The organism is Stenotrophomonas sp. 78350_Sma, from assembly GCF_056482105.1.
The window spans coordinates 2,130,786-2,157,615 of record NZ_CM151182.1; the positions used below are offsets into that span (position 1 = coordinate 2,130,786).

Sequence of the window (26,830 nt, forward strand, 5' to 3'; positions counted from 1 at the left end):
ACCTCCCCCATGAGTGCAACCCAGGCAGCGCCGGCACGCGACCGGCTGCGTATCGCCATCCAGAAGAGTGGCCGGCTGGCCGAGCCCGCCCGCAACCTCCTCAGCGCCTGTGGCCTGAGCTGGCGCGAAAGCCGCGACAAGCTGTTCTGCTACGGCGAATCGCTGCCGGTGGACCTGCTGCTGGTGCGCGACGACGATATCCCGGGCCTGATCGCCGACGGCGTCTGCGACCTCGGCATCGTCGGCCGCAACGAACTGGATGAGCAGGCCGCGTCGCGTCGCCAGATCGGCCTGCCGGATGCCTACCAGGCGCTGCGCGGGCTGGGCTTCGGCCAGTGCCGGCTGATGCTGGCGGTGCCCGAGGAGTGGCAGTGGCAGGGCCCGGCGCAGCTGGCCGGTACCCGCATTGCCACCAGCTATCCGGCCATCCTCAAGCAGTGGCTGGATGAGCAGGGCGTGGATGCGCAGGTGGTCGAGCTCTCCGGTTCGGTGGAAATCGCCCCGCGACTGGGCACCGCCGACCTGATCTGCGATCTGGTCTCCAGCGGCGCCACGCTGCGTGCCAACCAGTTGACCCCGGTGCACAACCTGCTCGACAGCGAGGCAGTGCTGGCCGGTGCGGTGCGCGTGCCGGATGATGCGCGTGCATCGCTGCGCGCGATGCTGCTGCGTCGCCTCGACGGCGTGGTGCAGCGCCAGGACCGCAAGCTGCTGATGTTCCGTGCAAGCGAGGATCGCCTCGACGCGCTGTCGCAGCTGCTGGCCGATGCCGAGCCGCTGGTGCGGCTGCCGGCCGATGGCGGCGCGCTGCGCCTGCAGACCATGTGCCCGGGCCCGCTGAGCTGGCAACGCATGGAAGAACTCGAGCGCGCCGGCGCGCAGGGCCTGATGGTACTGAGCGTGGAGCGGTCGCTGGCATGAACCGTCTGATCTGGTCCCGACTTGATGAGACCGCGCGTAGCGCGGCATTGACCCGCCCGGTGCAGACCGTGGCGCAACAGACCCGCGACGCGGTGGCGGCGCTGATCGCGCAGGTGCGCGCAGAGGGCGACGACGCCTTGCGCGCGATCACCGCACGCTTCGATGGCGTGGAGCTGGCGTCCTTCGAAGTGTCCAATGACGAGTTCGCGGCAGCCGAAGCGGCGGTACCCGCCGAACTGCGCCAGGCCATGATGGAAGCTGCCGAGCGCATCACGCGCTTCCACGAGGCTGGCATGGGCAAGGGCTACGCGGTGGAAACCGCACCGGGCGTGGTCTGCGAGCGCATGCTACGGCCGATCGGCCGCGTCGGCCTGTACGTGCCGGCAGGCAGTGCGCCACTGCCGTCCACCGCGTTGATGCTGGGCGTGCCGGCACGGCTGGCCGGTTGCCCGCAGGTGGTCCTGTGCACGCCGCCACGCGACGACGGCACGGCCGATCCGGCGGTGCTGGTGGCCGCGCGCCTGACCGGCGTGCAACGCGTGTTCAAGCTGGGCGGCGCGCAGGCCATCGCGGCGATGGCTTACGGCACGGCCAGCATTCCGGCCTGCGACAAGCTGTTCGGGCCCGGCAACAGCTTCGTCACTGAAGCCAAGCAGCAGGTCGCACAGGATGGCGCGGCCGCCATCGACATGCCGGCCGGCCCCTCCGAAGTGCTGGTGATTGCCGATGCCGGTGCCAATCCGGCGTTCGTCGCCGCCGACCTGCTGTCGCAGGCCGAGCACGGCCCGGATTCGCAGGTGTTGCTACTGACCGACGATGCCTCGATGCTGGCGGCGGTCGAGGCCGAAGTCGAGCGCCAGGTGGCCTTGCTGCCGCGCCAGCAGATCGCACGCCAGGCGCTGTCGGCCTCGCGCCTGATCCAGGTCGATTCGCTGGACGAAGCCTTCGCGATCAGCAACCGCTACGCGCCCGAGCACCTGATCCTGGCCCTGCGTGATCCGCGCGCGTGGCTGGACAAGGTGCAGGCGGCCGGCTCGGTGTTCCTGGGGGATTACACGCCCGAAGCGCTGGGTGACTACTGCAGCGGCACCAACCACGTACTGCCGACGGCGGGTGCTGCACGGGCCTACAGCGGTGTCAGCGTCGCCAGCTTCCAGAACCTGATCAGCGTGCAGAGCGCCAGCGCCGCTGGCTTGGCGGCAATCGGCAGCTGCGCGCGCATCATCGCCAGTGCCGAGGGCCTGGATGCGCATGAGCGTGCGGTCGCAGTGCGCATGGAGGTGGCGGCATGAGCGTGCCTATCGATGATGTGCTGGCACTGGTGCGCCCGGATCTGCAGGCCTTCGCCGGCTACAGCTCGGCGCGCAGTGCGGCAGTGCAGGGCGAGGTCTGGTTGAACGCCAACGAGTCGGCCTGGGCCAATCCGGCCGATGCCGCCGGCAGCAGCCGGCGCTATCCCGAACCGCAGCCGCTGGCGCTGCGCGAAGGCCTGGCCGCACTGTATGGCGTGCAGCCGCAGCAGCTGCTGGTCGGCCGTGGCAGCGACGAAGCGATTGATCTGCTGGTGCGTGCGATGTGTGTGCCGGGTCGCGACGGCGTGCTGGTTACGCCGCCGGTGTTCGGCATGTATGCGGTCTGTGCACGCCTGCAGGGCGCCGGACTGATTGAAGTGCCGCTGGTGGATGGCGAGGACGACCTGCGCGCCGATCTGGATGCGGTCATCGAGGCCGCGACCGCGCGCAATGCCAAGCTGGTGTTCCTGTGTGCACCGTCGAACCCGGCGGGCAGTGATATCAGCCTGGACGAGGTCGAGCGCGTGGCCACGGCGTTGCGCGGGCAGGCGCTGGTCGTGGTGGACGAGGCCTATGTCGAGTACGCGCAACGCCCGTCGGCAACCACGCTGCTGGCCGCGCACGCGAACCTGGCCGTGCTGCGCACGCTGTCGAAGGCACACGCGCTGGCCGCAGCGCGCATCGGCAGCCTCATTGCCGCCCCCGAACTGATCGCCGTACTGCGCCGTTGCCAAGCGCCGTATCCGGTGCCGACCCCATGTGCCGAGCTGGCCGTGCAGGCGCTGCAGCCAGATGCACTGGCGCGCACCGCCGAGCGCGTGGCCACGGTCATCGCCGAGCGCGAACGCCTGTCTGCAGCACTGCCGGGCCTGCCCGGCGTTCGTCGCGTGTATGCCTCGTCCGGCAACTACCTGCTGGTGCGCTTCGCCGATGCCCAGGCGGCGTTCGATACGTTGCTGGCTGCGGGCGTGGTGGTGCGCGACCAGCGCGCAGCGCCGCAACTGGGCGATGCCCTGCGCATCAGCATCGGCAGCCCCGAAGAGAACGACCGCGTGCTTGCGGCCCTGTCGGCGCGGAGGGCCGCAGCATGACCCCCATCCTGTTCATCGACCGCGATGGCACCCTCATCGAGGAGCCGGCGGATTTCCAGATCGACGCCTACGAAAAGCTGCGCTTCGTGCCGCAGGTGATCCCGGCGTTGCTGAAGCTGCGTGATGCGGGTTACCAGTTCGTCATCGTCACCAACCAGGATGGCCTGGGCAGCGAAAGTTACCCGCGTGCCAGCTTCGATGGCCCCAACGACCTGATGCTGCAGATCTTCGAAAGCCAGGGCATCCGCTTCCGTGACGTACTGATCGACTGCAGCTGGCCGCAGGACAATGCACCCACGCGCAAGCCGGGCATCGGGCTGATGACGGCCTACCTGCAGGACCGGAGCATCGACTGGGCGCGCTCCGGAATGGTCGGCGACCGCATCACCGACCTGCAGTTCGCCGACAACCTCAACATTCGCGGTTTCCAGCTGCGCACCGAGCAGTTCGGTGGCGAGTGGGACTGGCCGGGCATCGCCCACGCGCTGGCCGACGCGCCGCGTACCGCAGTGGTCCAGCGCAATACGAAGGAGACGAAGATCCGCGTCGAACTGGACCTGGATCGGGCCGGTGATGCGCACATCTCCACCGGGCTGCCGTTCTTCGACCACATGCTGGAACAGATCGGCAAGCACGGCGGCTTCGCGCTGGACATCCAGGCCGAGGGCGACCTGCATATCGACGAGCACCACACCATCGAAGACACCGGCCTCGCCCTGGGCCAGGCGCTGCGCGAGGCGCTGGGCGACAAGCGCGGCATTGGCCGCTACGGCTTCACACTGCCGATGGATGAGACGCTGGCCAGCGCCGCACTGGATTTCAGCGGCCGCCCGTACTTCGTGTTCGACGGCGAGTTCAAGCGCGAGCGCGTGGGCGACATGCCGACCGAGCTGGTGCCGCATTTCTTCCGCTCGCTGTGCGATGCCAGCGGGTTGAACCTCAACCTGCAGGTACGCGGTGACAACGACCATCACAAGGTGGAGGCCTGCTTCAAGGCGTTGGCGCGCGCGCTGCGGCCGGCGTTGGCTCGGCAGGGCACGGCGTTGCCGACCACCAAGGGGGCGCTGTGAGTGACGTTGCGCTGATCGACGCGGGTGGTGCCAACCTTGGTTCGGTGCGCTATGCGCTCGAACGCCTCGGCGCCAGCGTTCGGCTGGTGCGCGATGCCGATGGGCTGGTCGGTGCGCAGCGGGTGATCCTGCCCGGCGTCGGTGCAGCTGGTCCCGGCATGCAGCGCCTGCATGCGCAGCGCCTGGTCGAGCCGTTGCAGCGGCTGGAGGTGCCGTTGATGGGCATCTGCCTCGGCATGCAGCTGTTGTTCGAGCGTTCCGAGGAAGCGGGCGTGGAGACGCTGGGGCTGATTCCAGGCGTGGTCCGCAAGCTGGTGCCGGCCTGCGGCATCCGCGTGCCGCACATGGGCTGGAACCGCCTGCTGCCGCTACGTGAGTCGCTGCTGTTGCAGGGTGTACCGGAGCGCGCCAGCGCCTACTTCGTGCACAGCTACGCGGCGCCCCTCAATACCCACACCGTCGCTGCCTGTGACCACGGCGGCCTGTTCACCGCCGTGGTGGAGCAGGGGCGTTACTACGGCGCACAGTTCCACCCCGAGCGTTCGGGAGAAACCGGATCGTTGATGCTGCGCAATTTTCTCGAGGGCACTGCTGCATGAGTTTCATCGTTTATCCCGCGCTGGATATCCGCGATGGCCGCGTGGTGCGGCTGCGCCAGGGCGACTACGCGCAGGAAACCTCGTATGGTGATGATCCATTGCCGCGTGCGCAGGCCTTCGTCGCGCAGGGCGCGCAGTGGATGCACCTGGTCGACCTGGACGCTGCGCGCGCCGGTGGCTACACGCTGGCGCCGCTGCTGTCGTCGATCCGCGCGCAGACGTCGCTGCAGGTGCAGACCGGCGGCGGCGTGCGTGGCCGCGACGATGTGGCGCGCATTCTCGACGCCGGCGCGGGCCGCGTGGTGGTCGGTTCGCTGGCGGTGCGTCGCCCCGATGAAGTGGTCGGCTGGCTGGAGGAATTCGGCGCCGAGCGCATCACGATTGCCCTGGACGCGCGCCAGGATGCGCAGGGGCAGTGGCAGCTGCCGGTGCACGGCTGGACCGAGAACGCCGGCGTGACCCTGGATGATCTTGCACAGCGCTACGCGCGCGCCGGCATGCGCCACCTGCTGTGCACCGACATCGCCCGTGACGGCATGCTGGCCGGGCCCAACATCGGTCTCTACCAGCACCTGTCGGGCTTGTTGCCGGGCGTGGCGGTGCAGGCCTCCGGTGGCATCCGCAACGTGGCCGACGTGGCCGAGGCGCGTGCCGCCGGCTGCGGGGGGGCCATCCTCGGCAAGGCACTGCTGGAGCAGCGCATGGATCTGGCGGAGGCGCTGGCATGTTGAGCCGCCGCATCATTCCCTGCCTGGACGTGCGCGAAGGCCGTGTGGTCAAGGGCGTGCGTTTCCGCGACCACGTCGACATGGGCGACATCGCCGAGCTGGCACAACGCTACCGTGACCAGGGGGCCGACGAACTGGTGTTCTATGACATCGGCGCCAGTCCCGAGGCGCGTTCGGTAGATGTTGCATGGATCGAGCGCATCGCGCGGCTGATCGATATTCCGTTCTGCGTGGCCGGTGGCATTGACAGTGTGGAAACCGCGCGTCGCGTATTGTTCGCTGGCGCCGACAAGGTGTCGATCAACTCGCCCGCGCTGGGCCGTCCCGAACTGATCACTGAGCTGGCCGACGAGTTCGGCGTGCAATGCGTGGTGGTCGGTGTCGACTCGGTACGCGAGACCGATGGCCACTGGCGGGTACGCCGCTTCAGCGGCGACCCGGACAAGACCCAGGCAGTGCCGCTGCGCACCCTGGACTGGATTGTCGAGGCGCAACGGCGGGGCGCCGGTGAGATCGTGCTGAACTGCATGGACAGCGATGGCGTACGCCGTGGCTACGATGTGGTGCAGCTGCAGCAGGCGCGGGCATTGTGCCAGGTGCCGCTGATCGCGTCCGGCGGTGCCGGTGCGATGGAGCACTTCGCCGAAGCCTTCGACCAGGCCGACGTCGATGGCGCGCTGGCCGCCAGTGTGTTCCACAGCGGCGCCATCGCCATTCCGGAATTGAAGCGCTACCTGCGCGGACAGCAGATCGAGGTGCGGGATGTCTATTGAAATCAGGCCGTCATTGGACGCATTGCAGGCGATGGACTGGGGCAAGGGCGACGGCCTGCTGCCGGCGGTGGTGCAGGATGCCGATACCCTGCAGGTACTGATGCTCGGTTATGTGAGTGCCGAATCGCTGGCGGCCACGCTGGCCATCGGCCACATGACCTTCTTCAGCCGCAGCAAGCAACGGTTGTGGACCAAGGGCGAGCAGTCCGGAAACGTGCTGGTGGTGCAGTCGATCAGCGTGGACTGCGATGCCGATACGCTGCTGGTGATGGTGCGCCCCGCCGGGCCGACCTGTCATACCGGTGCGGAGAGCTGCTTCGATGGCGCGCCGAAGGACTTCCTTGGCGGGCTGGGCCAGCTGGTGGCGATGCGCGAGGCGCAGCGGCCACCGGGCAGCTACACCACGAACCTGTTCGAGGGCGGTATCCGTCGCATCGCGCAGAAGGTGGGCGAGGAGGGCGTGGAGACCGCGCTGGCGGCGGTGGCGCAGGGCGACGAAGCGCTGCTGGGCGAGGCCTCGGACCTGCTGTACCACCTGCTGGTGCTGCTGCGCGCGCGTGGCTTGTCGCTGGAGGATGCGCGGGCGGTGCTGGAAAAGCGCCATCGTTGAGTGGTAGTGCCGGCCGCTGGCTGGCAACCACCTGGTGCCACCGCGTGCGCGATGTCATCAACGGAATCTACAATAGGCGGTCTTTCTTTCCCGGACCGCCCCATGAAACTGCCTGCTGCCTGGCTGTGCTGCCTGTTGCTGACCTCGCCGGCCTGGGCCGCGGACACCGTGGTCACCGGCAAGGTCTACCTGGAGCGCGACGGCAAGCCGGGCCGCGGTGCCACCGATCCGGGCCTGGCCGGGGTGCAGGTCTCCAATGGCGAGACCATCGTCAAGACCGCTGCCGATGGCAGCTACAGCCTTCCGGTGCGTGACGGCCAGACCGTGTTCGTGATCAAGCCGGATGCCTACGCCTTCCCGAAGGCGACCGATGGTCTGCCGTCATTCTGGCGCCACTACCGCCCGAGCGGTTCGCCGGCACTGAAGTACGGCGGCATCGCCGCGACCAGCGACGTCACCCGCAATTGGGATTTCGCGCTGCAGCCGGATCGCCATGACAGCCGCCGTGGCTTCCAGATGCTGGTGTTCACCGATTCGCAGACCGCCAGCCTGAAGGACATCGGCTACTACCAGCAGTCGATCGTGGCGCCGCTGGTCGGCCAGACCAAGGCCCGCCTGGGTACCACTCTGGGCGACATCGTCAACGACGATCTGACCCTGTACCCGGCGATCAACAAGGTCACCACGTCGCTGGGCGTGCCGTGGTTCCACGTGCCGGGCAACCACGACCTCGATTTCGATGCAGCCAGCGACGAACACTCGCTGGACAGCTGGCGCAACATCTACGGCCCGGACACTTACGCGGTGGAAGAGGGCGGCGCCAGTTTCGTGTTCCTGGACGACGTGGTCTATGACCCCAAGGCCAGGCCGAAGTACATCGGCGGCCTGCGCGAAGACCAGTTCGCCTTCCTCGCCAGCTACCTGAAGGGCCTGCACAAGGACCGCCTGCTGGTGCTGGGCATGCACATTCCGCTGTTCGACGCGGCACCGGGGCGCGAGACCTTCCGCCATGCCGACCGCCAGCGCCTGTTCGATCTGCTGAAGGACTTCCGCAACGTGCTGGTGCTGAGCGGCCACAGCCACACCCAGCAGCACGTCTACCACGGCAAGGCCGAGGGCTGGCAGGGTGACAAGCCGCTGCACGAGTACAACGTGGGTGCCAACTGCGGCGCGTTCTGGTCGGGCGTGAAGAATGCCGCCGGCGTGCCGGACAGCACCATGAGCGACGGCACGCCCAAGGGTTACGCACTGCTGGACGTGGCCGGCAACGGCAGCTACCGCTTGCAGTACCGGGTGGCCGGCGCTGCGGCCAGCGAGCAGATCGGCCTGCATGCACCCAAGGTGCTGCGCCAGGGCGCCTACCCGGCCTGGGGCGTGTACGCCAACGTCTACATGGGGGAGGACGCCAGCGTGGTCGAGTACCGCGTCGATGGCGGCGCCTGGCAGCCGATGAAGCAGGTGAGCCAGCCCGACCCGCGCCTGCTGGTGGAAAACGTGGCCGACGATATGGCGAACAGCCTGCGTGGCTACGACCGTTCGCCGGAGGCCACCGCATCGCCTCACCTGTGGCGGGGCGCGCTGCCGACCGATCTGGCGGTGGGCAGCCACAAGGTCGAGGTTCGCTCCACCCAGCCTGATGGTGCAGTGTTCACCGCCACCACCAGCTACAGCCTGCAGACTGCCCAGCCCTGACCCGCCGCAAGGCCTCTCCAGCGAAAGGACCCCGCATGGATATCCGCTTCATGGCCGGCACCACGCCGGTGACCCTCAGCCGCCACTGGTTCACCGGCGCGATGCTGCTGCAGAGCGCCACCGAGAAGGTCTGGGTGCAGCACCCGCTGCATCCGGGCACCCACTTCTCGTTCTCGCTGGTACAGTCGTGGCTGCGCCACATCGCCGGCCACGAAGTACTGGTAGAACGCACCCGGCCGCTGCTGTTCGCCGGCTTCCGCCCGCAGCGCCTGCGCGTGCTGGTGGACGGCGTGCAGGTGGCCGAACAGGAAGGCATGTAGACCAACCTGAACCACCGGCGTGCTAGGCAAAGCCGCCCCGATGCCCGAGAATCGGGGCGATTCAATCGATCCAAGCAGGCCAGCGTGACCATCGCAGCAGCGTCCCCGGTTTCCTCCGACTCCGCCCGCGGCGGTCTTCCGCGCCATCTGGTCGTCGCCGATGTCGGCGGCACCTTTGCCCGCCTTGCGCTGGCGGAAACGCAACCCGGCCAGGCGCCGCTGCTGGGCAGCCATCGCACCTACGCCTGTGCCGAGCATCCCAGCCTGGCGGCGATCCTTGCTGATTTCACCGCAGGCCTCGGCCAGCCGGTGCAGACCGCCGTGGTGGCCATCGCCGGCCTGCTCGATGGCGATGTACTGATCAATTCCAACCTGCCGTGGATGGTCTCGCTGTCGGCCACCCGCGCGCAGTCCGGGCTGCACGAACTGCAGCTGATCAATGATTTCGAAGCGGTGGCGCTGGCCATCCCGTACCTGCAGCCGGAAACCCTGGCGCCACTGAACGGCGACGCCGATCCGGCGCAGGCGTTCCCGGCGCTGGTGCTGGGGGCGGGCACCGGTCTGGGCGCCGCGCTGCGTTTCGCCGACGGTGAGCGGCCGGTGCTGGCCAGCGAGATCGGCCATGCCGCGCTTGGCGCCGGCAACGCGCTGGAACTGCAGGTGCTGGGCAAGCTGCTGCAGCGCTGGGCGCACGTGGACAACGAGCGCGTGCTGTCCGGCAGTGGCCTGATGAACCTGTATCCATGCCTGTGCGAACTGCGCGGCGTCTCCCCGGTGTGGAGCAGCACCGAGGCGCTGATCGGCGCTGCCCGCAGCGGCGAGGATGCGCTGGCGGTGGAGACGTTGCAGGTGTTCTGCGCCTGGCTGGGCAGCCTTGCCGGTGACGCGGCGATCGCCGTCGGCGCGCGCTCGGTCTACCTGGCCGGCGGCATTTCCGCGCACGTGCAGGATTTCCTGGCCGATGGCCGTTTCCGCGAGCGCTTCCTCAACAAGGGCGTGCTGACCGAGGTGCTGCGCCAGGTGCCGGTATGGCGCGTGGAGCATGGCCAACTGGGGGTGCTGGGCGCAGCGGTCTGGCACGCTGCACGGCAGCCCGCGCACGACTGATCGCTGCGACCGGCATCGTGCCGGCCGCACATTGCAGACTGGGAGGGGAAAATGGTGGATCGCAGGCAGTTCCTGCAGGCCGGTGCGCTGGCCGCAGGCATGGCGGCATTGCCGGGCGTGCAGGCGCGCACATCGGGTGGGGCCAAGGTGGTTTCGACGTGGGACTTCGGTGTTCCGGCCAACCAGGCTGCTTGGAAAGTGCTGGCGCAGGGCGGCAGTGCGCTGGACGCGGTGGAAGCCGGTGCACGCTGGGCCGAGAGCGAACTGTGCAACCCCACCGTCGGCCATTGCGGTAATCCGGATCGCGACGGTGTGCTGAGCCTGGACGCGAGCATCATGGACGGCGATGGCCGCTGTGGTGCGGTGGCCGCGCTGGTCGACATCCTGCATCCGGTGTCGGTTGCCCGCAAAGTGATGGAGAACAGCCCGCATGTGCTGCTGGTGGGCGAGGGCGCGCAGCAGTTCGCGGTGCAGCAGGGCTTCGAGCGCAAGCGCCTTCTGACGCCGCAGGCCGAAGCGGCCTGGCGCGAGTGGCTGAAGACCGAGAAGTACCAGCCACAGATCAATGCCGAGCGCCGTGGTATCCCCGGCAACAGCGACAACCACGACACCATCGGCATGCTGGCGCTGGATGCCAAGGGCCATCTGGCGGGTGCCTGCACCACCAGCGGCATGGCCTGGAAACTGCACGGCCGCGTCGGCGACAGCCCGATCATCGGTGCCGGCCTGTATGTCGACAACGAAGTGGGCGCGGCCACCGCCTCGGGCGTTGGCGAGGAGATGATCCGCAACGCCGCTTCGTTCCTGGTGGTCGAGCTGATGCGCCAGGGTCGCTCGCCGGCGCAGGCCTGTCGCGAGGCGATCGACCGTGTGGTGCGCAAGCGCCCGGAAGCAAGCAGAACGCTGCAGGTGTGCTTCCTGGCCATGAACAAGCAGGGCGAGGTGGGCGCCTACGCATTGCATCGCGGCTTCGTCTACGCCGTATGCGATGGGCAGCGCCAGGATGACCTGCGCGACTCGCCGTCGATCTACACGAGCACCCAGGCGTGAGCACGCGGCTCACCCTGGAAATCGCCAGCAACTCGCTGGCCTCGGCGCTGGCCGCGCAGGCCGGCGGCGCCGACCGCATCGAGCTGTTCGACAACCTGGCCGAGGGCGGTACCACGCCGTCGTTCGCCAGCATCGCGATTGCCCGCGAACGCCTGTCGATTCCGCTGTTCGTGCTGGTGCGCCCGCGACCGGGTGACTTCCACTACGACGCGCTGGAAACCGAACTGATGCTGCGTGATATCGCGCAGTGCCGGGCACTCGGCTGCGATGGCGTGGTGATCGGCGCACTGGATGCGCAGGGCAACGTCGATCTGCCGCTGTGCCGTGAACTGGTGCAGGCCGCCGGGCCGTTGCAGGTGACCTTCCATCGCGCCTTTGATGCCGCCCGCGATCTGCCTGCCGCACTGGAGCAGGTGGTTGGGCTGGGCTGCCAACGGGTACTGACGTCGGGGGGCCAGGTCAGCGCCGAGGCTGGTGCCGATGTACTGGCGGGCCTGGTCACCCAGGCGGCGGGGCGCATCACGGTGATGGCTGGCGCCGGGCTGGGCCCGGCCAACATCACCAGGGTCGCGCGGAAGAGCGGCTGCAGCGAACTGCACGCCTCGGCCAAGGGCCTGCGGCGCTCGGCCATGCAGTTCCAGAATCCGGCCCTGCGCGGCCTGGACCCGGATTGGAGCCAGACCGCCACCGCCACCGTGGCCGCACTGCGGCAGGCGCTGGACGGCTGAGGGCTGCCCGGGGTCGGGTCCCTCCGCAGAAGGGCTTTGACCCCACCGACGCAACCGGGTCAGAGCCCCTCTGCGAGGGGAGCCGACCCGGCCGCTGATCCGCGACGGACAAAACCGTTCCGCGCGCGCTTGTCGCGATCGTGTCATTGATTTCTGCGCCGTTCTCTCAGCGATGTATCGCAAACCTTTGATTGCTCAGGAAAGCGGTAGCCAATAGCGGCACTCCGTTGCGTCTTGCTGCGCCGCCACATGCCGTGCATGGTTCAGCTGTGCTTTAGTTTGGATCGATCCACAGGGGAGGGCGCCGCAACGGTCTTGAACCGATCCAGGCGCCCGGATCAGCCGTAGTGCCGCGCCACCACCCGTCCGTGCGTCCACACTTTCGAAGAGCAACCACCCATGGCTCAGATCGTCCGCAAGCGCCGTCACCTGCTGTCCCAGGCCCTGGTCCTGGCCCTGCTTCCCCTGGCTGCCAATGCGCAGGAAGCCTCAAGCTCGTCCACCAAGGATCTCGACGCGGTCACCGTTACCGGCTCGCGCATCAAGCGCGCCAGCGTTGAAGGGCCGGCGCCGGTCAACGTGATCACCGCCGCGCAGATCCAGAAGGAAGGCTTCGTCAGCGTGTACGACGCGCTGAAGACGCTCACCGAGGCCACCGGCACCGTTGAAGCTGCCTCGCAATGGGGCTCGCACACGCCCAACGCGAGCGGCCTGAACCTGCGCGGCATGGGGCCGAACCGCTCGCTGCTGCTGGTCAATGGTCGGCGCGTGGCCGACTACCCGCTGCCGTACGGCGGCGAGACCAACTTCTCCAACTACGGCAACATTCCGGCTGCTGCGGTGGAGCGCATCGAAGTACTGACCGGAGGCGCCTCGGCCATCTACGGTTCCGATGCGATCGCCGGTGTGGTCAATGTCATCCTGAAAACGAATTACGACGGCGATGAAGTGCGCGTACGCGGCGGCACCTCCACCGAGGGCGGCCGTGATACCTGGGATCTGTCCTGGGCCGGCGGCAAGACCGGTGACAACTGGAGCGTGACCTACGCGCTGCAGTACACCAAGCGCGATCCGTTGTTTGGCCGTGACCGTCCGCAGATGGACGACGCAGACGATGCGCCATACCCGTCCTGGAACATGGAACAGCGAAAGGTCGGCTTCCGTCCCACTGCCGGCCTGGCGCTGATCGACCCGAGCAACGGCCAGCGCCTGGCGCCACCGGCTGGCACCTGCGAGAAGTTCAACGGCGAGTACTACACGGCCGACCGGCTGGTCTACAACTACGCCGCCAACACCATCACCAACACCGGCCGCCTGTGCGGCATGAGCGCCGACTACGCCAACTGGCTGCTCACCGGCGGCGCCGAGAACGTGTCCGGCAACCTGTATGCCACCTTCGATTTCAGCACTGACCTGCAGGCCTGGACCAACCTGGCGGTGTACCGCTCCGAAGCGATCTGGGGCACCAATCCGCCCGGCGTGTCGCTGATCGACGATGACAATGGCTACTACTGGGACGCCAACCGCAAGCGCCCGATCCTGGGCGTGCGCCAGTTCACCCCGAACGAAGTCGGCGGCCTGGATACGCTGCGCAACACCAACCGCGAACTGTCATGGGATTGGAGCGCGGGCCTGCGTGGGCGTCTTGCCGATCGCTTCGACTGGAGCGCCACGGTGGGGCGTTCCTACTACCGCGTGGAAGAGCGGCAGAACGTGGTCGACAAGCAGAAGTCGTACGACTACTTCCTCGGCCCGCGGCTGGGCACCACTGCCGATGGCGAGGCGATCTACGCATTGAACGAGTCGCGCTGGTGGAACCCGCTGACGCCGGACCAGTACTGGCAGATGGGTACGGTGGCGAAGAACCGCGCGACCTCCTGGGTCAACCAGGCGTCCGCGGACATCACCGGCGAGCTGTTCCAGGGCTGGGCCGGCCCGATTTCGTTCGCAGCCGTGGCCGAAGTCGCGCAGCAGGGCTACCACCTCAGCCCGGACCCGCGCGCCGGCATCGACTTCGATCTGCAGAACGTCGACCGTGGTGGCGGCGAGCGCACCCGCTATTCGGCCGGCGTCGAGTTCAAGATCCCACTGCTGGAAACCGTGACCGCCACAGCGGCCGCGCGCTATGACCGCTATGGCAACTACAAGGCTGACAACAGCGGCGAAGCGCTGGACATCGGCAGCCAGAAGGAAACCACCTGGAATGTCGGCCTGGAATGGCGCCCGGTGGAATCGCTGCTGGTGCGCGGGTCGTATGCCACCAGCTTCCATGCGCCGGACATGCACTACCTGCTGGGCCAGCCGAGCAGCTCCGAAGTACAGACCTATGACCGCCTGCGCTGCATCCAGAGCGGCGCTTACCTGGTCAACAACTGCGGCGTCGGCAACACCGATGTCTGGTACACGTTCGACGTGAACCGGCGTGGCACGCCGCTGCTCCGCTCGGAGACCGGTGATTCGTGGACGGTCGGTTTCGTCTGGGATGTGATGCCGAACCTGTCAGTCAGTGCCGACTATTGGGCGATCAAGCTGGAAGACATGATCGTCGACGTCGGTGCCGACGAGGTGCTGGCCAGCGAAGCAGGCTGCCTGACCGGCAAGAACATGGACGGTACGCCGTGGGCCAATCCAGCTGGTGGCGATTACTGCGCCGGCATCCTGGCGCGCGTGAACCGTGACAGCAACGGGCGCCTGGTATCGATCGAGCGCGGTCCGTTCAACCTGGCCAGCCGCGAGGTACGTGGCATCGACCTGACCGCACGCTATCGCCTGGACACCGCGCAGTGGGGCAGCTTCCAGCTGGGCCTGAACTACACCAACCAGATCTCCACCAAGGAACAGCGCTACGCCAACGACCCGAATCCGGAGCGGCGCGATCGTGACCTGCGCAGCAAGCTGCGTGCGAGCCTGGCCTGGCAGCGCGGCAACTGGAACGCCAATGTCTACGCCGACCGCGTCGGCTCGGTGCCGGGCGTGCGCTACCACTGGGGCACCGACCGCCTGGACAACCCCGGCGGCTGCCTGCCGTTCGCCGATGGCTACGTGCCCAGCGACAGCCCGTTGCTGAACTGCCTGGAGCCGGCGACGCGTCCGGATGGCTCGCCCAACCCGAACCCGAATGCAGGCCAGCAGACCGCCCGTTATTTCGGCCGGGTCGGGCCGTTCATCACCTGGAACTTCAACGTGGGCTACCAGGTGACCGAACGCGCCAAGGTCAACGTCTACGTCAACAACGTGTTCAATTCGGCCAGCTGGAACCACAAGGATCCGTACAAGCTGGATTACGACTTCGCCCCGACCCGCCTGCTGGGCGCGGTGGGCCGTGAGTTCGCGTTGGAGTACGTGTTCACCTTCTGAGCAGACCCGCAGGGGGCGCCGGGCTTGATCCGCCTGGCGCCTCCGTCCGCTCAGTAGTTCCACGCCATGCGTGGATGAACCCCATCATGAACCCGGGGGTGGCTGGATTTGACCTTCCCACGATGGCAAGGTTTAGCCTGTCCGCATCCAGAAGGAACCCCGGGAATCCGATCATGAGCACGCCTCGCGCCACTGCAGTCCCCGCCAGCCCCTCCACGATCAGCCTGCCCATCGAGGGCATGACCTGCGCCAGCTGTGTCGGCCGGGTCGAGGCGGCGCTGTCCAGGGTCGAGGGCGTCGGCAGCGTCTCTGTGAACCTGGCTACCGAGCGTGCGGACATCCGGCCCTCCGGCCCGGTTGATCGCGCGGCGCTGATCCAGGCGGTTGAACGTGTGGGCTATGACGTACCCGCCGCGACCGTTGAACTGGCGGTGGAGGGCATGACCTGCGCGTCCTGCGTTGGTCGCGTGGAGCGCGCGCTGCTGGCGGTACCCGGGGTCAGCCAGGCCAGCGTGAACCTGGCCACCGAGCGTGCCACCGTGCGCGGCGTGGCTGATACGGCCGCCCTGGTGGCGGCCATCGACAAGGCCGGCTATGCCGCCCGCCCGATCGAGGCCGGTGTGCAGTCCGATGATGAAGCCGCTGAAAAGAAGGACGCCGAGCGCGCTGAACTGAAGCGCGACCTGATCGTGGCGTCCGCGCTGGCGCTGCCGGTGTTCGTGCTGGAGATGGGTTCGCACCTGATTCCCGGCATGCACGAATGGGTGATGGCCACCATCGGCATGCAGGCCAGCTGGTACCTGCAGTTCGTACTGACCTTGCTGGTGCTGGCCATTCCCGGTCGCCGTTTCTACCAGAAGGGTTTCCCGGCGCTGCTGCGGCTTGCGCCGGACATGAATTCGCTGGTGGCGGTGGGCACCGCCGCAGCGTTCGGTTACTCGGTGGTGGCGACCTTTGCACCGCGGCTGTTGCCGCCGGGCACGGTGAACGTCTACTACGAAGCGGCCGCGGTGATCGTCGCGCTGATCCTGCTCGGCCGCTTCCTCGAAGCCCGCGCCAAGGGCCGCACTTCCGAAGCGATCAAGCGCCTGGTCAACCTGCAGGCCAAGGTCGCCCATGTGATCCGTGACGGCCGCACTGTCGACATCCCGGTCAATGAAGTGCAGAGCGGCGACGTGGTGGAAGTGCGGCCGGGCGAGCGCGTGCCGGTCGATGGCGATGTGGTTGAAGGCCGCAGCTACATCGATGAATCGATGATCAGCGGCGAGCCGATTCCGGTCGAGAAGCAGCCGGGCAGTGGCGTGGTGGGCGGTACGGTCAACCAGAAGGGCGCACTGACGGTACGTGCCACGGCGGTGGGCGCGCAGACCATGCTGGCGCAGATCATCCGCATGGTCGAACAGGCGCAGGGCTCGAAGCTGCCGATCCAGGCGGTGGTCGACAAGGTCACGCTGTGGTTCGTGCCGGCGGTGATGCTGGCCGCGCTGGCGACCTTCGTGGTCTGGTTGGTCTTCGGGCCCTCGCCGGCGCTGAGCTTCGCGCTGGTCAATGCGGTGGCGGTGCTGATCATCGCCTGCCCGTGCGCGATGGGCCTGGCCACGCCGACCTCGATCATGGTCGGGACCGGTCGTGGCGCCGAACTGGGCGTGTTGTTCCGCAAGGGTGAAGCACTGCAGCTGTTGAAGGATGCGCAGGTGGTGGCAGTGGACAAGACCGGCACGCTGACCGAAGGCCGCCCGCGCTTGACCGATCTGGAGATCGCCGACGGTTTTGATCACGGCACCGTGCTGGCAGCGGTGGCGGCGGTGGAGTCGCGCTCGGAGCATCCGATTGCCCGCGCCATCGTCGACGCGGCTACCGAGCAGGGCATCGCGTTGCCGGCGATGGCCGATTTCGAATCGGTCACCGGCATGGGCGTGCGTGCCAGCGTTGATGGCGCGCGCGTGGAGGTCGGTGCCGATCGCTTCATGCGCGACCTCGGCGTGGACATCACCTTGTTTGCGACGCTGGCGGCAGAGCTGGGTACCCAGGGCAAGTCGCCGCTGTATGCCGCCATCGACGGCCACCTGGCCGCAATCATCGCGGTGTCCGATCCGATCAAGCCGAGCACGCCGGCCGCGATCGCGGCGCTGCACCAGCTTGGCCTGAAGGTGGCGATGATCACCGGCGACAATGCCGGTACCGCGCAGGCGATCGCGCGGCAACTGGGCATTGATGAGGTGGTGGCCGAGGTACTGCCGGAAGGCAAGGTTGACGCAGTGCGCCGGCTGAAGGCCGCGCATGGGCATGTTGCGTTCGTCGGCGATGGCATCAACGATGCACCGGCGTTGGCCGAGGCCGATGTCGGTCTGGCCATCGGCACCGGTACCGATATTGCGGTGGAATCGGCCGACGTGGTGCTGATGTCCGGCAACCTGCAGGGCGTGCCGAATGCCATCGCACTGTCGAAGGCGACGCTGGGCAACATCCGGCAGAACCTGTTCTGGGCCTTCGCCTACAACACCGCATTGATTCCCGTGGCGGCCGGCGTGCTGTACCCGGTCTGGGGTGTGCTGCTATCGCCGGTGTTCGCGGCCGGTGCAATGGCACTGTCCAGCGTGTTCGTACTGGGCAACGCGCTGCGCCTGCGCCGTTTCCAGCCACCGATGGCGGATGCCGCCGCAGCGACCCATTGAAGGAGATCCGTATGAACATCGGCGAAGCCGCCAAGGCCTCCAGCGTGTCGGCGAAGATGATCCGCTACTACGAACAGATCGGCCTGATTCCCGCGGCCGATCGCACCGAGTCGGGTTACCGGGCTTACTCGCAGGCGGACATCCACCGCCTGCGCTTCATCCGCCGCGCGCGCGATCTGGGCTTCCAGGTTGCCGAAATCACCGACCTGCTGGGCCTCTGGAACGACACCTCGCGGCACAGTGCCGACGTGAAGCGCCTGGCCGAACAGCACATCGTCGATCTGGAGCAGCGCATCGAGAACATGCGGCAGATGGCCGACACGCTGAAGTCGTTGATCAGTTGCTGCGCGGGCGACGATCGCCCGGAGTGCCCGATCCTGCAGCGGCTGGTCGAGGATGACGAAATACAGTCACCGGTTGATGCTCCGAAGACAGGTGCGGTGCGACGCCGCGCACACAAGCACTGAACTGCCGTCGCGCACATGAAAAAGCCCGCCCGATGCGGTTGCATCGGGCAGGCTTGGTTGTGGATGCGAGGCTGCGGATCAGGCCGTGCGCGGCGGGAAACCGGCATCGTTCACCGCGGCGAACACCTGTTCCTGCGACGCGGTGGTCTGCACCTTGACCAGGCCGGTCGGTGGGTCGGCCACCACGCTGGCGTTCGGATCGATCTGCTGGATCGCGCGGGTCACGCTGCGCGCGCAGCCGCCGCAGGTCATGCCGTCGACATGGAATTCCATCTGTAGCTCCTTGGATGCTCTTGGGATAGGGCCAGTGTGCACCTTCCAACGATGGCAGGGTCAAGCGCCGGGCTGAACGACGGACAAGGCGCGGACAAAAAACGGCAGCCACCTGTACCAGCGCGGCTGCCGTGGAGGATCGTCCCGCCGGAGCGGAGCGCGGGTTGCGCCGGGGCGGGCCCGGGCAACCCGATGCGGGCTTAGAACTTCCAGTTCACGCCGAAATACAGCTGGCGGCCGGCGTACAGGTTGGACAGCAGGCGGGCCTGGCTGTCGTTGCCGATGTAGCTGCGCAGCTCGGACTTGGTGGCGTTCAGCACGGCAGCCGTCACCGTCCAGTCCGGGGTGAGGTTGTAGGCCACGTTCAGGTCAAGCTGGCTGTACGGCTTGGTGTAGGTGGTCATGCCATTGTTCAGGCCGCCGACCACTTCGCCACGCCGGTTGTACGAAGCACGTGCCAGGAACTTGTCGTTCTCGTAGAACACGGTCACGTTGGCCTGGTTCTTGGCACTGCCGACCAGAGGCGATGAGCCGATTTCCTCGCCGTCCAGCACGATCGAGGCCAGGTTGGTGTCGTTGTAGGTGTAGTTGGCCTGCACACCCAGACCGAAGTCGAACGTGTACTGGCCATACAGTTCCACGCCCTGCGACACGCCATCGCGGCCGTTGGCCTGGGTCTCGTACTTCTGCACGGTCACCGACTGCCCACCGACATTCATCTGCTGGTCGCGCACCACCGGCACGGTGAAGTTGTCCACGTTCTTGCGGAACAGCGAAACACCTGCGACCGCGCCCGGCTTGAAGTACCACTCCAGGCCAAGGTCGAACTGGACCGCCTTGAACGGCTCCAACGCCTTGTTGCTGCCCGAGCCGTACCAGCCGGGCGTGTCGGTGCCGCCGGTGACACGACGATCGTTGGCGTACTCCTCGCTGATGTAACGCAGGCCGCCGGGGTAGGCGATGCTGGTGTAGCTCGGGCGCGCGACCACCTTCGATGCCGCGCCGCGCAGCACCAGGTTGTCGGTGATGTCCCAGGCGATGTTGAAGCTGGGCAGCACGTCGGTATAGGTCTTTTCCAGCGACGACAGCGCGTACACCTTGTCGCGCACCTGGGGGTCAGGGAGGCGGACGAAGCCACCCTGGCAGCGCAGGTTCGGATCGGCGGCCGGATCATCGCAGCTCATCGGTGCGCCGCTGGCGTTGTCGACGAAGTAATCGTTGAAGCGCTCTACCGAATCGCTGGACTGGGCGAACTGCTTGGTGCGCACCACGCGCACGCCGATGTTGCCGCGGACGCGCTCGGTGTGGAAGTTGGCCTGGAAGTATCCGGAGTAGATCTTTTCGTTGACGTCGTAGACGAAGTCTTCCTCTGTACGGTTGTGCGAGCCGCCGTAGGTCTTGTTCAGGTAATCGATGTAGGCCGGGTAGTTGATGCCCGGGAACACGTTGGCGTTGAACGCGCCGGTGATGTTGCTGATCGGGTTGGACAGGAAGAAGCCCGGCTGCGCATCGCCTGCGGTCGGGTCGCAACCGGCCTGGTAGCGATTGTTGTCATAGTCTGACGGGTCCAGGCCCGGGCATACCCAATAGGTGTTGCCGGTATTGCGGTGGACCTTGCCATCGCGGTACTTGGCACCGAACTGGATCGAGTCCAGCCAGCCGGCCTCGAACAGTTTGGTGACGTCTGCCTGGAAGTAGTTCTGCTTGACCTCCGTCTGCATCCACGACGAGTCGGTCGAGCCGGTATCGACTTCCGCGACGCCAGCCATCAACTGCTGCTGCAGGTCCGGCGAGAACTGCACCGACGGCGTGCCGGTCAGGTCCCACGCGGTGTACTGGTTGCCGGACTGCCACTGGTTGCCGACCTTGCGGCGCGGCTTGGCCGACATGCGGAAGTTCATCGACGGGCCACCTTCGGACCAGGTGCGGCCACCGGTGAACGAGGCCTTCCACAGCGGGCTGATGTCCCAGTCGATGGTCAAGTCGGCGGTCTGCGAAAGCGCCTTCTCCTTGCTGTAGCCGCCGGTGAGCTGCGGGGTGGGGATGGTGCAGTCGTCCGGGCCCCAGCCGCCGGGCTTGAGGCCGGCGGCCGCCGCTTCTTCTTCGCTGCAGTAGTAGGTCTTTCCGGCCAGCTTCTGGTACTGCGCGCCGGTAACGATGCTGCCACTCGGGTCGAAGTCCAGGCCGTTGAGGAGGCGGCCACCGGCCCAGTTGCCGTCTTGGTTGTAACGGGCCAGGTTCCACTCCGGCACCTTCAGCATGTTCTGCGTGTAGTCGCCCTGCAGTTCGAAGCGGAAGTAGTTGGCCGTCATCGTGACGTTGTCGACCGGCTTGAACTGGAACGTCAGCTGCCCGCCCTTGCGCTCGCGCTTTTCTTCCTTCACTGCGAAGTTCACAGAGGTCGGCATGAAGAACTCGCTGTAGTTCTTGCCGGCCTGGTTGTTGAAGCCGGACTGGCCCCACCAGTAGTGAATACCATCCTGTTCCAGCAGATTGCCATTGGCATCGCGGGCCGTGGTGCCGTTGCCGTACCACTGGTAGTCCTCGGTGCTGGCTTCCATGGTGCGGGTGGTGCGGTTCTGCTGGGTCACGCCGACCAGCACGCCGAAGCGCTCATCCTTGCTGTGCCATGAGTACAGCGCCGACACCTGCGGATCGACATCGTGGCTGGTGTCGGAGGTGGTGCCCTCCAGGTTCACGTAGCCGGAGTTGGATTCCATGTCGAGCGGACGGCGGGTATGCAGGATGACCGTGCCGCCGATGCCGCCTTCGTCGATGCGTGCTTCCGGCGACTTGAACAGCTCGGCGCTGGACAGCATGTTCGACGGCAGCAGGGTGTAGTTGAAGGAACGGGTCGCTTCGTTGTTTGTCTCAGACGAGGCGACGAAGTTGCCATTCAACTGGGTCAGGGTCAGGTCCGGCGCAAGGCCGCGCACGCTGACACTCTTGCCTTCGCCACCGCTGCGGGTGATGACCACGCCGGGCACGCGCTGCAGTGCGTCGGCGACGTTCTTGTCGGGGAACTTGCCGACATCCTCGGCGGTGATCACTTCGACCACGGCGTTGGCGTCGCGCTTCTGCTCAAGGCTCTTTTCAATGGCGTAGCGGTAGCCGGTGACCTGGACGCTGTCCAGGTTGGTGGCCTCCTGCGAGCCGGTGGAAGCGGCCTGCTGCGCGGCGGCGCCGGCCGGAATGACGGCGGCGGCCAGGGCCAGCGCGATGGCCAGCGACAATGCGTCCTGGCCATGCGTACGTGTTGAATGCTTCATTCCCATCTCTCCCTCTCTCCTGGATTGATCCGGTGACGTGGCACGGACAACTTGAATCGATCTAATTTGAAGTGACATTGTCGCTATCGCCATGCAGTGGCCGTAGCACCGTGCGCGTGGCCTGGTACGTCCTGTTACTGCTCCCCCAACTCCCGGCCATCGCAATGTCGTCTTGGATCGATCTAAGCGATGGGCGGGCGATTTTTAGCATGGGTTGCCCGCGGGCGCATGCTGCTGCGCAATATGGTACTGGCGTGGCGAAGGGATGACGGTTTGCTGAAAACAGTGGAAACGTTTTCGTGCGCAGGTGAGGGGGGGCGGCAGGGCTGCGCCCTGCACCTGCCGAAGCCAGGGCAACGGCCAAAGCCAAAGCCAAAGCGGCTCTGGGTTGTCTGTGGGTTGGGCGGGGCGGTGTCGGATTGCGGGGACGCCGTAAACCCCGCTCCGCGGTCCGGCCCAGCCGCTGGCGGCTGTGCGTTCGGGCGCTTGCGAAGCAGTGCTTCGCAAGCAAAGCGCCCTCACCCCTGGGGGCTTGGCCGCGGCTTGCTCGCGTGCGCTGTCCTGCGTACACGGCAAGACCGGGGTCGGGCCTCCTGCCCAACCCGCCCGAGGCATGCCTCGGGCCCATGCCGCGGACACCCCGCAATCCGACACCGCCCCACCTTCGACAGTCTCCCGATGACGGTTGGATTGATCCTGGAACAACATGGGATCTGACCCCGATTGATTTCGTTATCTGTCAGAGATTCATCCACGCATGGCGTGGATCGGCTGCAGATCGCGGAAATCTGTCGAAGGCGGGGTGGGTCCGGTTGCGGGGGCGTGAGCCGCATGGATGCGGCGACCGAGCTTACATGGACGTACTTGCAGCGTCCCCCGCAACCGGACCCACCCCGCCTCCCCTCAGGAAGTCAGCTTCTGCTGTTGCTCTGGCTTCGGCTTCGGCTTCGGCAGGTGCAGGGCGCAGCCCTGCCGAACACCCCCCCTCATGCTGCGCCGCAGAATGCATTCGGCTGAACCTGCATGCTCTACTTGAATCGATCTAAATTCACGGTTGCACGGGTCGGGCGTCATTCCAGGGGGAGCTCTTTGCCGGTCACGGCGGCGCTCAGCGGAACGGTGCCGGACGGCCCCGGCCGTGTGCCTCCGCATCATCGACTACAGGAACCCGACATGCGTCCAGTGCCGTCCGCTCCCGCCGTCCCATTGTCCTCGCGCCCGCTGGCGCGCCTGGCCTGCCTGCTCGCCCTGTCAGCGTCGCCGATGCTGCTGCAGGCCGCGCCGGCTGCGCTGGAGCGCGAGGTCAACACCTTCATCGGCAGCAAGGACGACGGCAATACCTTCCCGGGCGCATCGGCACCGTTCGGCCTGATCCAGGTCAGCCCGATCGGCAGCCACTATTCCGGCTGGCGCTACGACGACGAGAAGATCCGGGGCTTCGGCCACTCGTTCATTTCCGGCGCGGGTTGCTGGGAGCAGGGCGGGCAGGTGTCCATCCTGCCGGTCACCGGCAGTATCGGTCCTGGCGGCGATTTCGATACCGGCAACGCCAAGCAGTTCGACCACAAGGCCTACGCATCGAACTACACCCATGACGGCGAGATCGGCCAGGCCGGCTACTACAAGGTACGGTTGACCAGCTACGGCGGCATCGACGCCGAGGCGACCGCGCGCACCCGTGCCGCGGCCGAGCGCTACACCTTCAGCCAGCGCAGCGGCGATGGCCACGTGCTGGTCAATGTCGGACAGGCCAACGAGCGCCATTCGGTGATCGGCAGCGTGGTTGATGTGGTCGGCGACCGCGTGGTCGAAGGCAAGCTGGTCACCAAGAGTTTCTGTGGCGGCCATCAGTACACCACCTGGTTCCGCATCGAGTTCGACCGTCCGTTCAAGGCCCATGGCACCTGGGGCGAGGGCGGTGGCCTGCCCGGCGCGCGCCACAGCATGGAAGGCGAGCAGAAGCCGAATGGTGCCTGGCTCAGCTTCGATCTGGCCAAGGGCCAGTCGGTGACCGCGGTCAGCGCGATCTCGCACGTGGATGCCGAAGGCGCGCGCACCAACCTGCGCGCCGAGGGCATGCAGGGTGGTTCGCTGCTCGGCTTCGACCGGATGCGCACGCTGTCCCAGCAGTCGTGGCGTGAGCAGCTGGGTCGCGTGCGCGTGCAGGGCGGCACCGCCGACGATCGCAGCGTGTTCTACAGCGCGGTCTACCACGCACTGCTGCAGCCGATGACCGGCAACGATGCCGACGGCCGCTACCGCGGCTATGACGATGGCATCCATCGTGCCGATGGCTGGACGTACTACGAGTATTTCTCGCTGTGGGATACCTACCGCGCGCAGAACCAGTGGCTGGCGCTGACCCGTCCGGATGTGGCGCGCGACATCGGCCGCACCCTGCTGGCGATCGACGAGCAGGGCGGTTGGTTGCCGCGCTGGGGCTATGCCAACTTCGAGACCAACATCATGACCGGCGATCCGGTCACCCCGTTCCTGGTCGACCTGTGGCGCTTCGGTGCGCTCAAGGGGCGCGAATCGCAGGCCTGGGATGCGCTGCGCCGCAACGCCTTCGGTACGCCGCCGTTGAACTCGCGCATGGCCGGCCGCTCGGGCAATCCGACCTATCTGGACAAGGGCTACGTGGTCTACGACCGTGCGTTCCCGTCCAAGGGCATGGACGTTGATCCGCACCATGGCGGTTCGGCCACCTTGGAATACGCGCTGGCCGACTGTGCGCTCTCGCAGATGGCCGATGGCCTCGGCCACGCGCAGGACGCGGCGACGCTGCGTGAGCGCGGCCGCAACTGGCGCAAGGTGTGGGACCCGCAGGTGCGCGACGCCGAGACCGGTTTCACCGGTTTCCCGCGCCCGCGCACCGAAGATGGCCAGTGGTACACGCCGGCCGATGGCCACTACAGCCCGCGCTCGCATCACGGTTTCCATGAAGGCACGGCGTGGCAGTACCAGTGGCTGGCGCAGCAGGACGTGCCGGGCCTGGTCGAAGCGATGGACGGCCGCGAACAGGCCGGTCGCCGACTCGACGCGTTCTTTGCGATGGACGCACTGCAGGCCGACCCGCTCAACGCCGCCCGCAAGGAGTGGGTGGTCGGGCCGTACAGCTACTACAACCAGTTCCGCTACAACCCCAACAACGAACCCGACCTGCACTCGCCGTGGCTGTACACGCTGATCGGCCAGCCGTGGAAGACCGCTGCCGTGGTGCGTGCCGCGCAGCAGCTGTTCACCAACGCCCCCAATGGCGTGACCGGCAATGACGACCTCGGCACGATGTCGGCGTGGTACCTGTTCAGTGCCATCGGCGTGTACCCGGCGGTGCCGGGCAGCGGCCAGTTCCTGCTGCACACCCCACGCTTCAGCAAGGTGGAAGTGGACATGGGCAACGGCCGCACGCTGCGCATCGATGCGCCGGGCGCCGATGGCCGCCGACTGCAGTACGTGCAGGGCGTGCAGGTCGATGGCCAGGCGCATGCACCGGTGTGGCTGGACTGGAACCGCCTGCAGCAGGGCCCGCGCCTGCACTTCGCGCTCGACGAGAAGGCGCCGGAGCAGGGCTGGGGCACGGCGGTGAAGGACCTGCCGGTGTCCTGGTGCGCGGCACCGGGCAGCCAGCTGCGCTGAGCCGGACTGTGCCGTTCGCGGTGACCCAGCGAACGGCACGGCACGACACGGCCCTGATCCATTAGGCTTGAGCCTCCAGCGGAGTCCGGGAAGACGATGAACGACAACGGCAGCAGTCCCAGCAAGCGCGCCGGCAAGGCGGTGACGGTGACCGACATCGCGCGTGCCATCGGCGTGTCACGGGCAACCGTGTCGCTGGTGCTGCGTGGCAGCCCGCTGGTCAATGTCGATACCCGCGCCAAGGTCGAGGCCGAGCTGCGCCGGCAGCGCTATGTCTACAACCGCGCGGCCGCCAACCTGCGCCGTCGTACCTCGTCGAGCATCGCGCTGGTGATCAACGATCTGTCCAACCCGTTCTTCGCCGAATTCGCTTCGGGCGTGGATGAGGCGCTGGGCGGGCGTGGTTATGTGACCCTGCTCGGCAGCACCGGCGAATCGCCGGAGCGCCAGCAGGCGGTGCTGTCCACGCTGATGGAGCACACCCCGGCCGGCCTGATCCTGTCTCCGGCCGAAGGCAGCGACACCGCGCAGCTGCGCCAGGCATTGGGCGCCAATGCCAACGTGCTGCTGTTCAACCGCGAACTGGAAGGCGCCGACTGGGACTTCCTGACCCTGGACAACCAGCACGGCGCCTATCTGGCGACGCGCCACCTGATCGAGCGCGGCCATCGCCAGATCGCCTTCTTCGGCGGCCACGCCGCATCGAGCTCGTGCCACCAGCGTCGTGCCGGCTTCCAGCAGGCGCTGGCCGAAGCCGGCCTGTCGCTGCCGCCGGGCTGGATGATCGAGTCGGCGCCGAACCGGCTGGAAGCCGCTGCGCGCACCGATGAGCTGTTTGCCGATGGCCATCGCCCGAGTGCAGCGGTCTGCTACAACGACACCGTCGCGCTGGGCCTGATGCTGGGCTTGAATTCACGGGGTATCCGTCCGGGCGGTGATTTTGCAGTGACCGGCTTCGACGATATTTCCGAGGCATCGGTCGCGGTTCCGCCATTGACCACGCTCACCGCCGATCCGCGCGAGCGGGGCCGGCAGGCTGCCGCGCTGTTGCTGCAACGATTGGACGAGCCGGACGCGCCACCACGGCGCACGGTGGCGCCGGTGCAGTTGCGCATCCGAGAAAGCAGCGCTGCACGGCCGAACTGATTCCTTCCACGTACCCCTTCCAC

At 67.1% G+C, this 26,830-nt stretch carries 20 protein-coding genes; 18 read left to right on the top strand and 2 right to left on the bottom strand.

The genetic code is table 11. The features are described 5' to 3' along the window. The first annotated feature begins 9 nt into the window (after positions 1-9). The 16 genes from hisG to cueR all read left to right on the top strand — a co-directional run bounded on the left by hisG (position 10) and on the right by cueR (position 18,480). Positions 10-921: an ATP phosphoribosyltransferase gene (hisG, locus tag ACZK4H_RS09990; protein WP_099552844.1), complete on the top strand. Its 912-nt coding sequence runs from the start codon at positions 10-12 to the stop codon at positions 919-921. Next, a complete protein-coding gene (gene hisD / locus ACZK4H_RS09995; RefSeq protein WP_099552843.1) occupies positions 918-2,213 on the top strand; it encodes a histidinol dehydrogenase in 1,296 nt (431 codons plus the stop codon). The genes hisG and hisD overlap by 4 nt, the downstream gene beginning before the upstream one ends. Next, complete coding sequence (gene hisC, locus ACZK4H_RS10000) at positions 2,210-3,304, top strand: histidinol-phosphate transaminase (protein ID WP_099552842.1); 1,095 nt, start codon at positions 2,210-2,212, stop codon at positions 3,302-3,304. The genes hisD and hisC overlap by 4 nt, the downstream gene beginning before the upstream one ends. Further along, positions 3,301-4,374, top strand: a complete 1,074-nt coding sequence (hisB, locus tag ACZK4H_RS10005) for a bifunctional histidinol-phosphatase/imidazoleglycerol-phosphate dehydratase HisB (RefSeq protein ID WP_099552841.1) — start codon at positions 3,301-3,303, stop codon at positions 4,372-4,374. Before hisC ends, hisB begins: the two co-directional genes overlap by 4 nt. After that, positions 4,371-4,973 (top strand): imidazole glycerol phosphate synthase subunit HisH, encoded by a 603-nt coding sequence (gene hisH, locus ACZK4H_RS10010; RefSeq protein ID WP_099552840.1) that lies wholly within the window; start codon positions 4,371-4,373, stop codon positions 4,971-4,973. Before hisB ends, hisH begins: the two co-directional genes overlap by 4 nt. Beyond that, positions 4,970-5,704 (top strand): 1-(5-phosphoribosyl)-5-[(5-phosphoribosylamino)methylideneamino]imidazole-4-carboxamide isomerase, encoded by a 735-nt coding sequence (hisA, locus tag ACZK4H_RS10015; protein ID WP_099552839.1) that lies wholly within the window; start codon positions 4,970-4,972, stop codon positions 5,702-5,704. Before hisH ends, hisA begins: the two co-directional genes overlap by 4 nt. After that, entirely contained in the window at positions 5,698-6,474 is a 777-nt protein-coding gene (gene hisF, locus ACZK4H_RS10020) for an imidazole glycerol phosphate synthase subunit HisF (protein ID WP_099552838.1), read from the top strand. The genes hisA and hisF overlap by 7 nt, the downstream gene beginning before the upstream one ends. Then, on the top strand, positions 6,464-7,084 hold the full coding sequence (gene hisIE / locus ACZK4H_RS10025; RefSeq protein ID WP_099552837.1) for a bifunctional phosphoribosyl-AMP cyclohydrolase/phosphoribosyl-ATP diphosphatase HisIE: 621 nt from the start codon (positions 6,464-6,466) through the stop codon (positions 7,082-7,084). Before hisF ends, hisIE begins: the two co-directional genes overlap by 11 nt. Positions 7,085-7,186: 102 nt before the next feature. Further along, positions 7,187-8,776 carry a calcineurin-like phosphoesterase C-terminal domain-containing protein gene (locus ACZK4H_RS10030; RefSeq protein WP_099552836.1) on the top strand — a complete coding sequence of 530 codons (1,590 nt, stop codon included), beginning with the start codon at positions 7,187-7,189 and terminating at the stop codon, positions 8,774-8,776. 35 nt (positions 8,777-8,811) lie between these two features. Then, positions 8,812-9,096, top strand: coding sequence for a hypothetical protein (locus tag ACZK4H_RS10035; RefSeq protein ID WP_005409434.1), 285 nt, complete (start codon positions 8,812-8,814; stop codon positions 9,094-9,096). A gap of 84 nt (positions 9,097-9,180) precedes the next feature. Next, positions 9,181-10,203, top strand: a complete 1,023-nt coding sequence (locus ACZK4H_RS10040) for a glucokinase (protein WP_099552835.1) — start codon at positions 9,181-9,183, stop codon at positions 10,201-10,203. 51 nt (positions 10,204-10,254) lie between these two features. Further along, positions 10,255-11,253 (top strand): glycosylasparaginase, encoded by a 999-nt coding sequence (locus ACZK4H_RS10045; protein WP_099552834.1) that lies wholly within the window; start codon positions 10,255-10,257, stop codon positions 11,251-11,253. After that, positions 11,250-11,981 carry a copper homeostasis protein CutC gene (locus tag ACZK4H_RS10050; RefSeq protein WP_099552833.1) on the top strand — a complete coding sequence of 244 codons (732 nt, stop codon included), beginning with the start codon at positions 11,250-11,252 and terminating at the stop codon, positions 11,979-11,981. The genes ACZK4H_RS10045 and ACZK4H_RS10050 overlap by 4 nt, the downstream gene beginning before the upstream one ends. 399 nt (positions 11,982-12,380) lie before the next feature. Further along, positions 12,381-15,338 (top strand): TonB-dependent receptor plug domain-containing protein, encoded by a 2,958-nt coding sequence (locus ACZK4H_RS10055; RefSeq protein WP_099552832.1) that lies wholly within the window; start codon positions 12,381-12,383, stop codon positions 15,336-15,338. A 173-nt stretch (positions 15,339-15,511) separates the two neighbouring features. Further along, a complete protein-coding gene (locus ACZK4H_RS10060; RefSeq protein WP_099552831.1) occupies positions 15,512-18,013 on the top strand; it encodes a heavy metal translocating P-type ATPase in 2,502 nt (833 codons plus the stop codon). Positions 18,014-18,024: 11 nt separating this feature from the next. Further along, positions 18,025-18,480 carry a Cu(I)-responsive transcriptional regulator gene (gene cueR, locus ACZK4H_RS10065; RefSeq protein WP_099552830.1) on the top strand — a complete coding sequence of 152 codons (456 nt, stop codon included), beginning with the start codon at positions 18,025-18,027 and terminating at the stop codon, positions 18,478-18,480. 78 nt (positions 18,481-18,558) lie between these two features. On the opposite strand, the gene ACZK4H_RS10070 is transcribed toward cueR, so the two are convergent. Both ACZK4H_RS10070 and ACZK4H_RS10075 read right to left on the bottom strand, forming a co-directional pair. Beyond that, positions 18,559-18,753 (bottom strand): heavy-metal-associated domain-containing protein, encoded by a 195-nt coding sequence (locus tag ACZK4H_RS10070; RefSeq protein ID WP_008267227.1) that lies wholly within the window; start codon positions 18,751-18,753, stop codon positions 18,559-18,561. Positions 18,754-18,953: 200 nt separating this feature from the next. Further along, positions 18,954-22,028 carry a TonB-dependent receptor gene (locus tag ACZK4H_RS10075; protein ID WP_099552829.1) on the bottom strand — a complete coding sequence of 1,025 codons (3,075 nt, stop codon included), beginning with the start codon at positions 22,026-22,028 and terminating at the stop codon, positions 18,954-18,956. A gap of 1,167 nt (positions 22,029-23,195) precedes the next feature. On the opposite strand from ACZK4H_RS10075, the gene ACZK4H_RS10080 reads away from it, so the two are divergent. Together ACZK4H_RS10080 and ACZK4H_RS10085 are read left to right on the top strand one after the other, a co-directional pair. After that, positions 23,196-25,661: a GH92 family glycosyl hydrolase gene (locus ACZK4H_RS10080; RefSeq protein WP_099555228.1), complete on the top strand. Its 2,466-nt coding sequence runs from the start codon at positions 23,196-23,198 to the stop codon at positions 25,659-25,661. A 96-nt stretch (positions 25,662-25,757) separates the two neighbouring features. After that, entirely contained in the window at positions 25,758-26,807 is a 1,050-nt protein-coding gene (locus ACZK4H_RS10085; RefSeq protein WP_087922403.1) for a LacI family DNA-binding transcriptional regulator, read from the top strand. Positions 26,808-26,830: the final 23 nt, after the last annotated feature.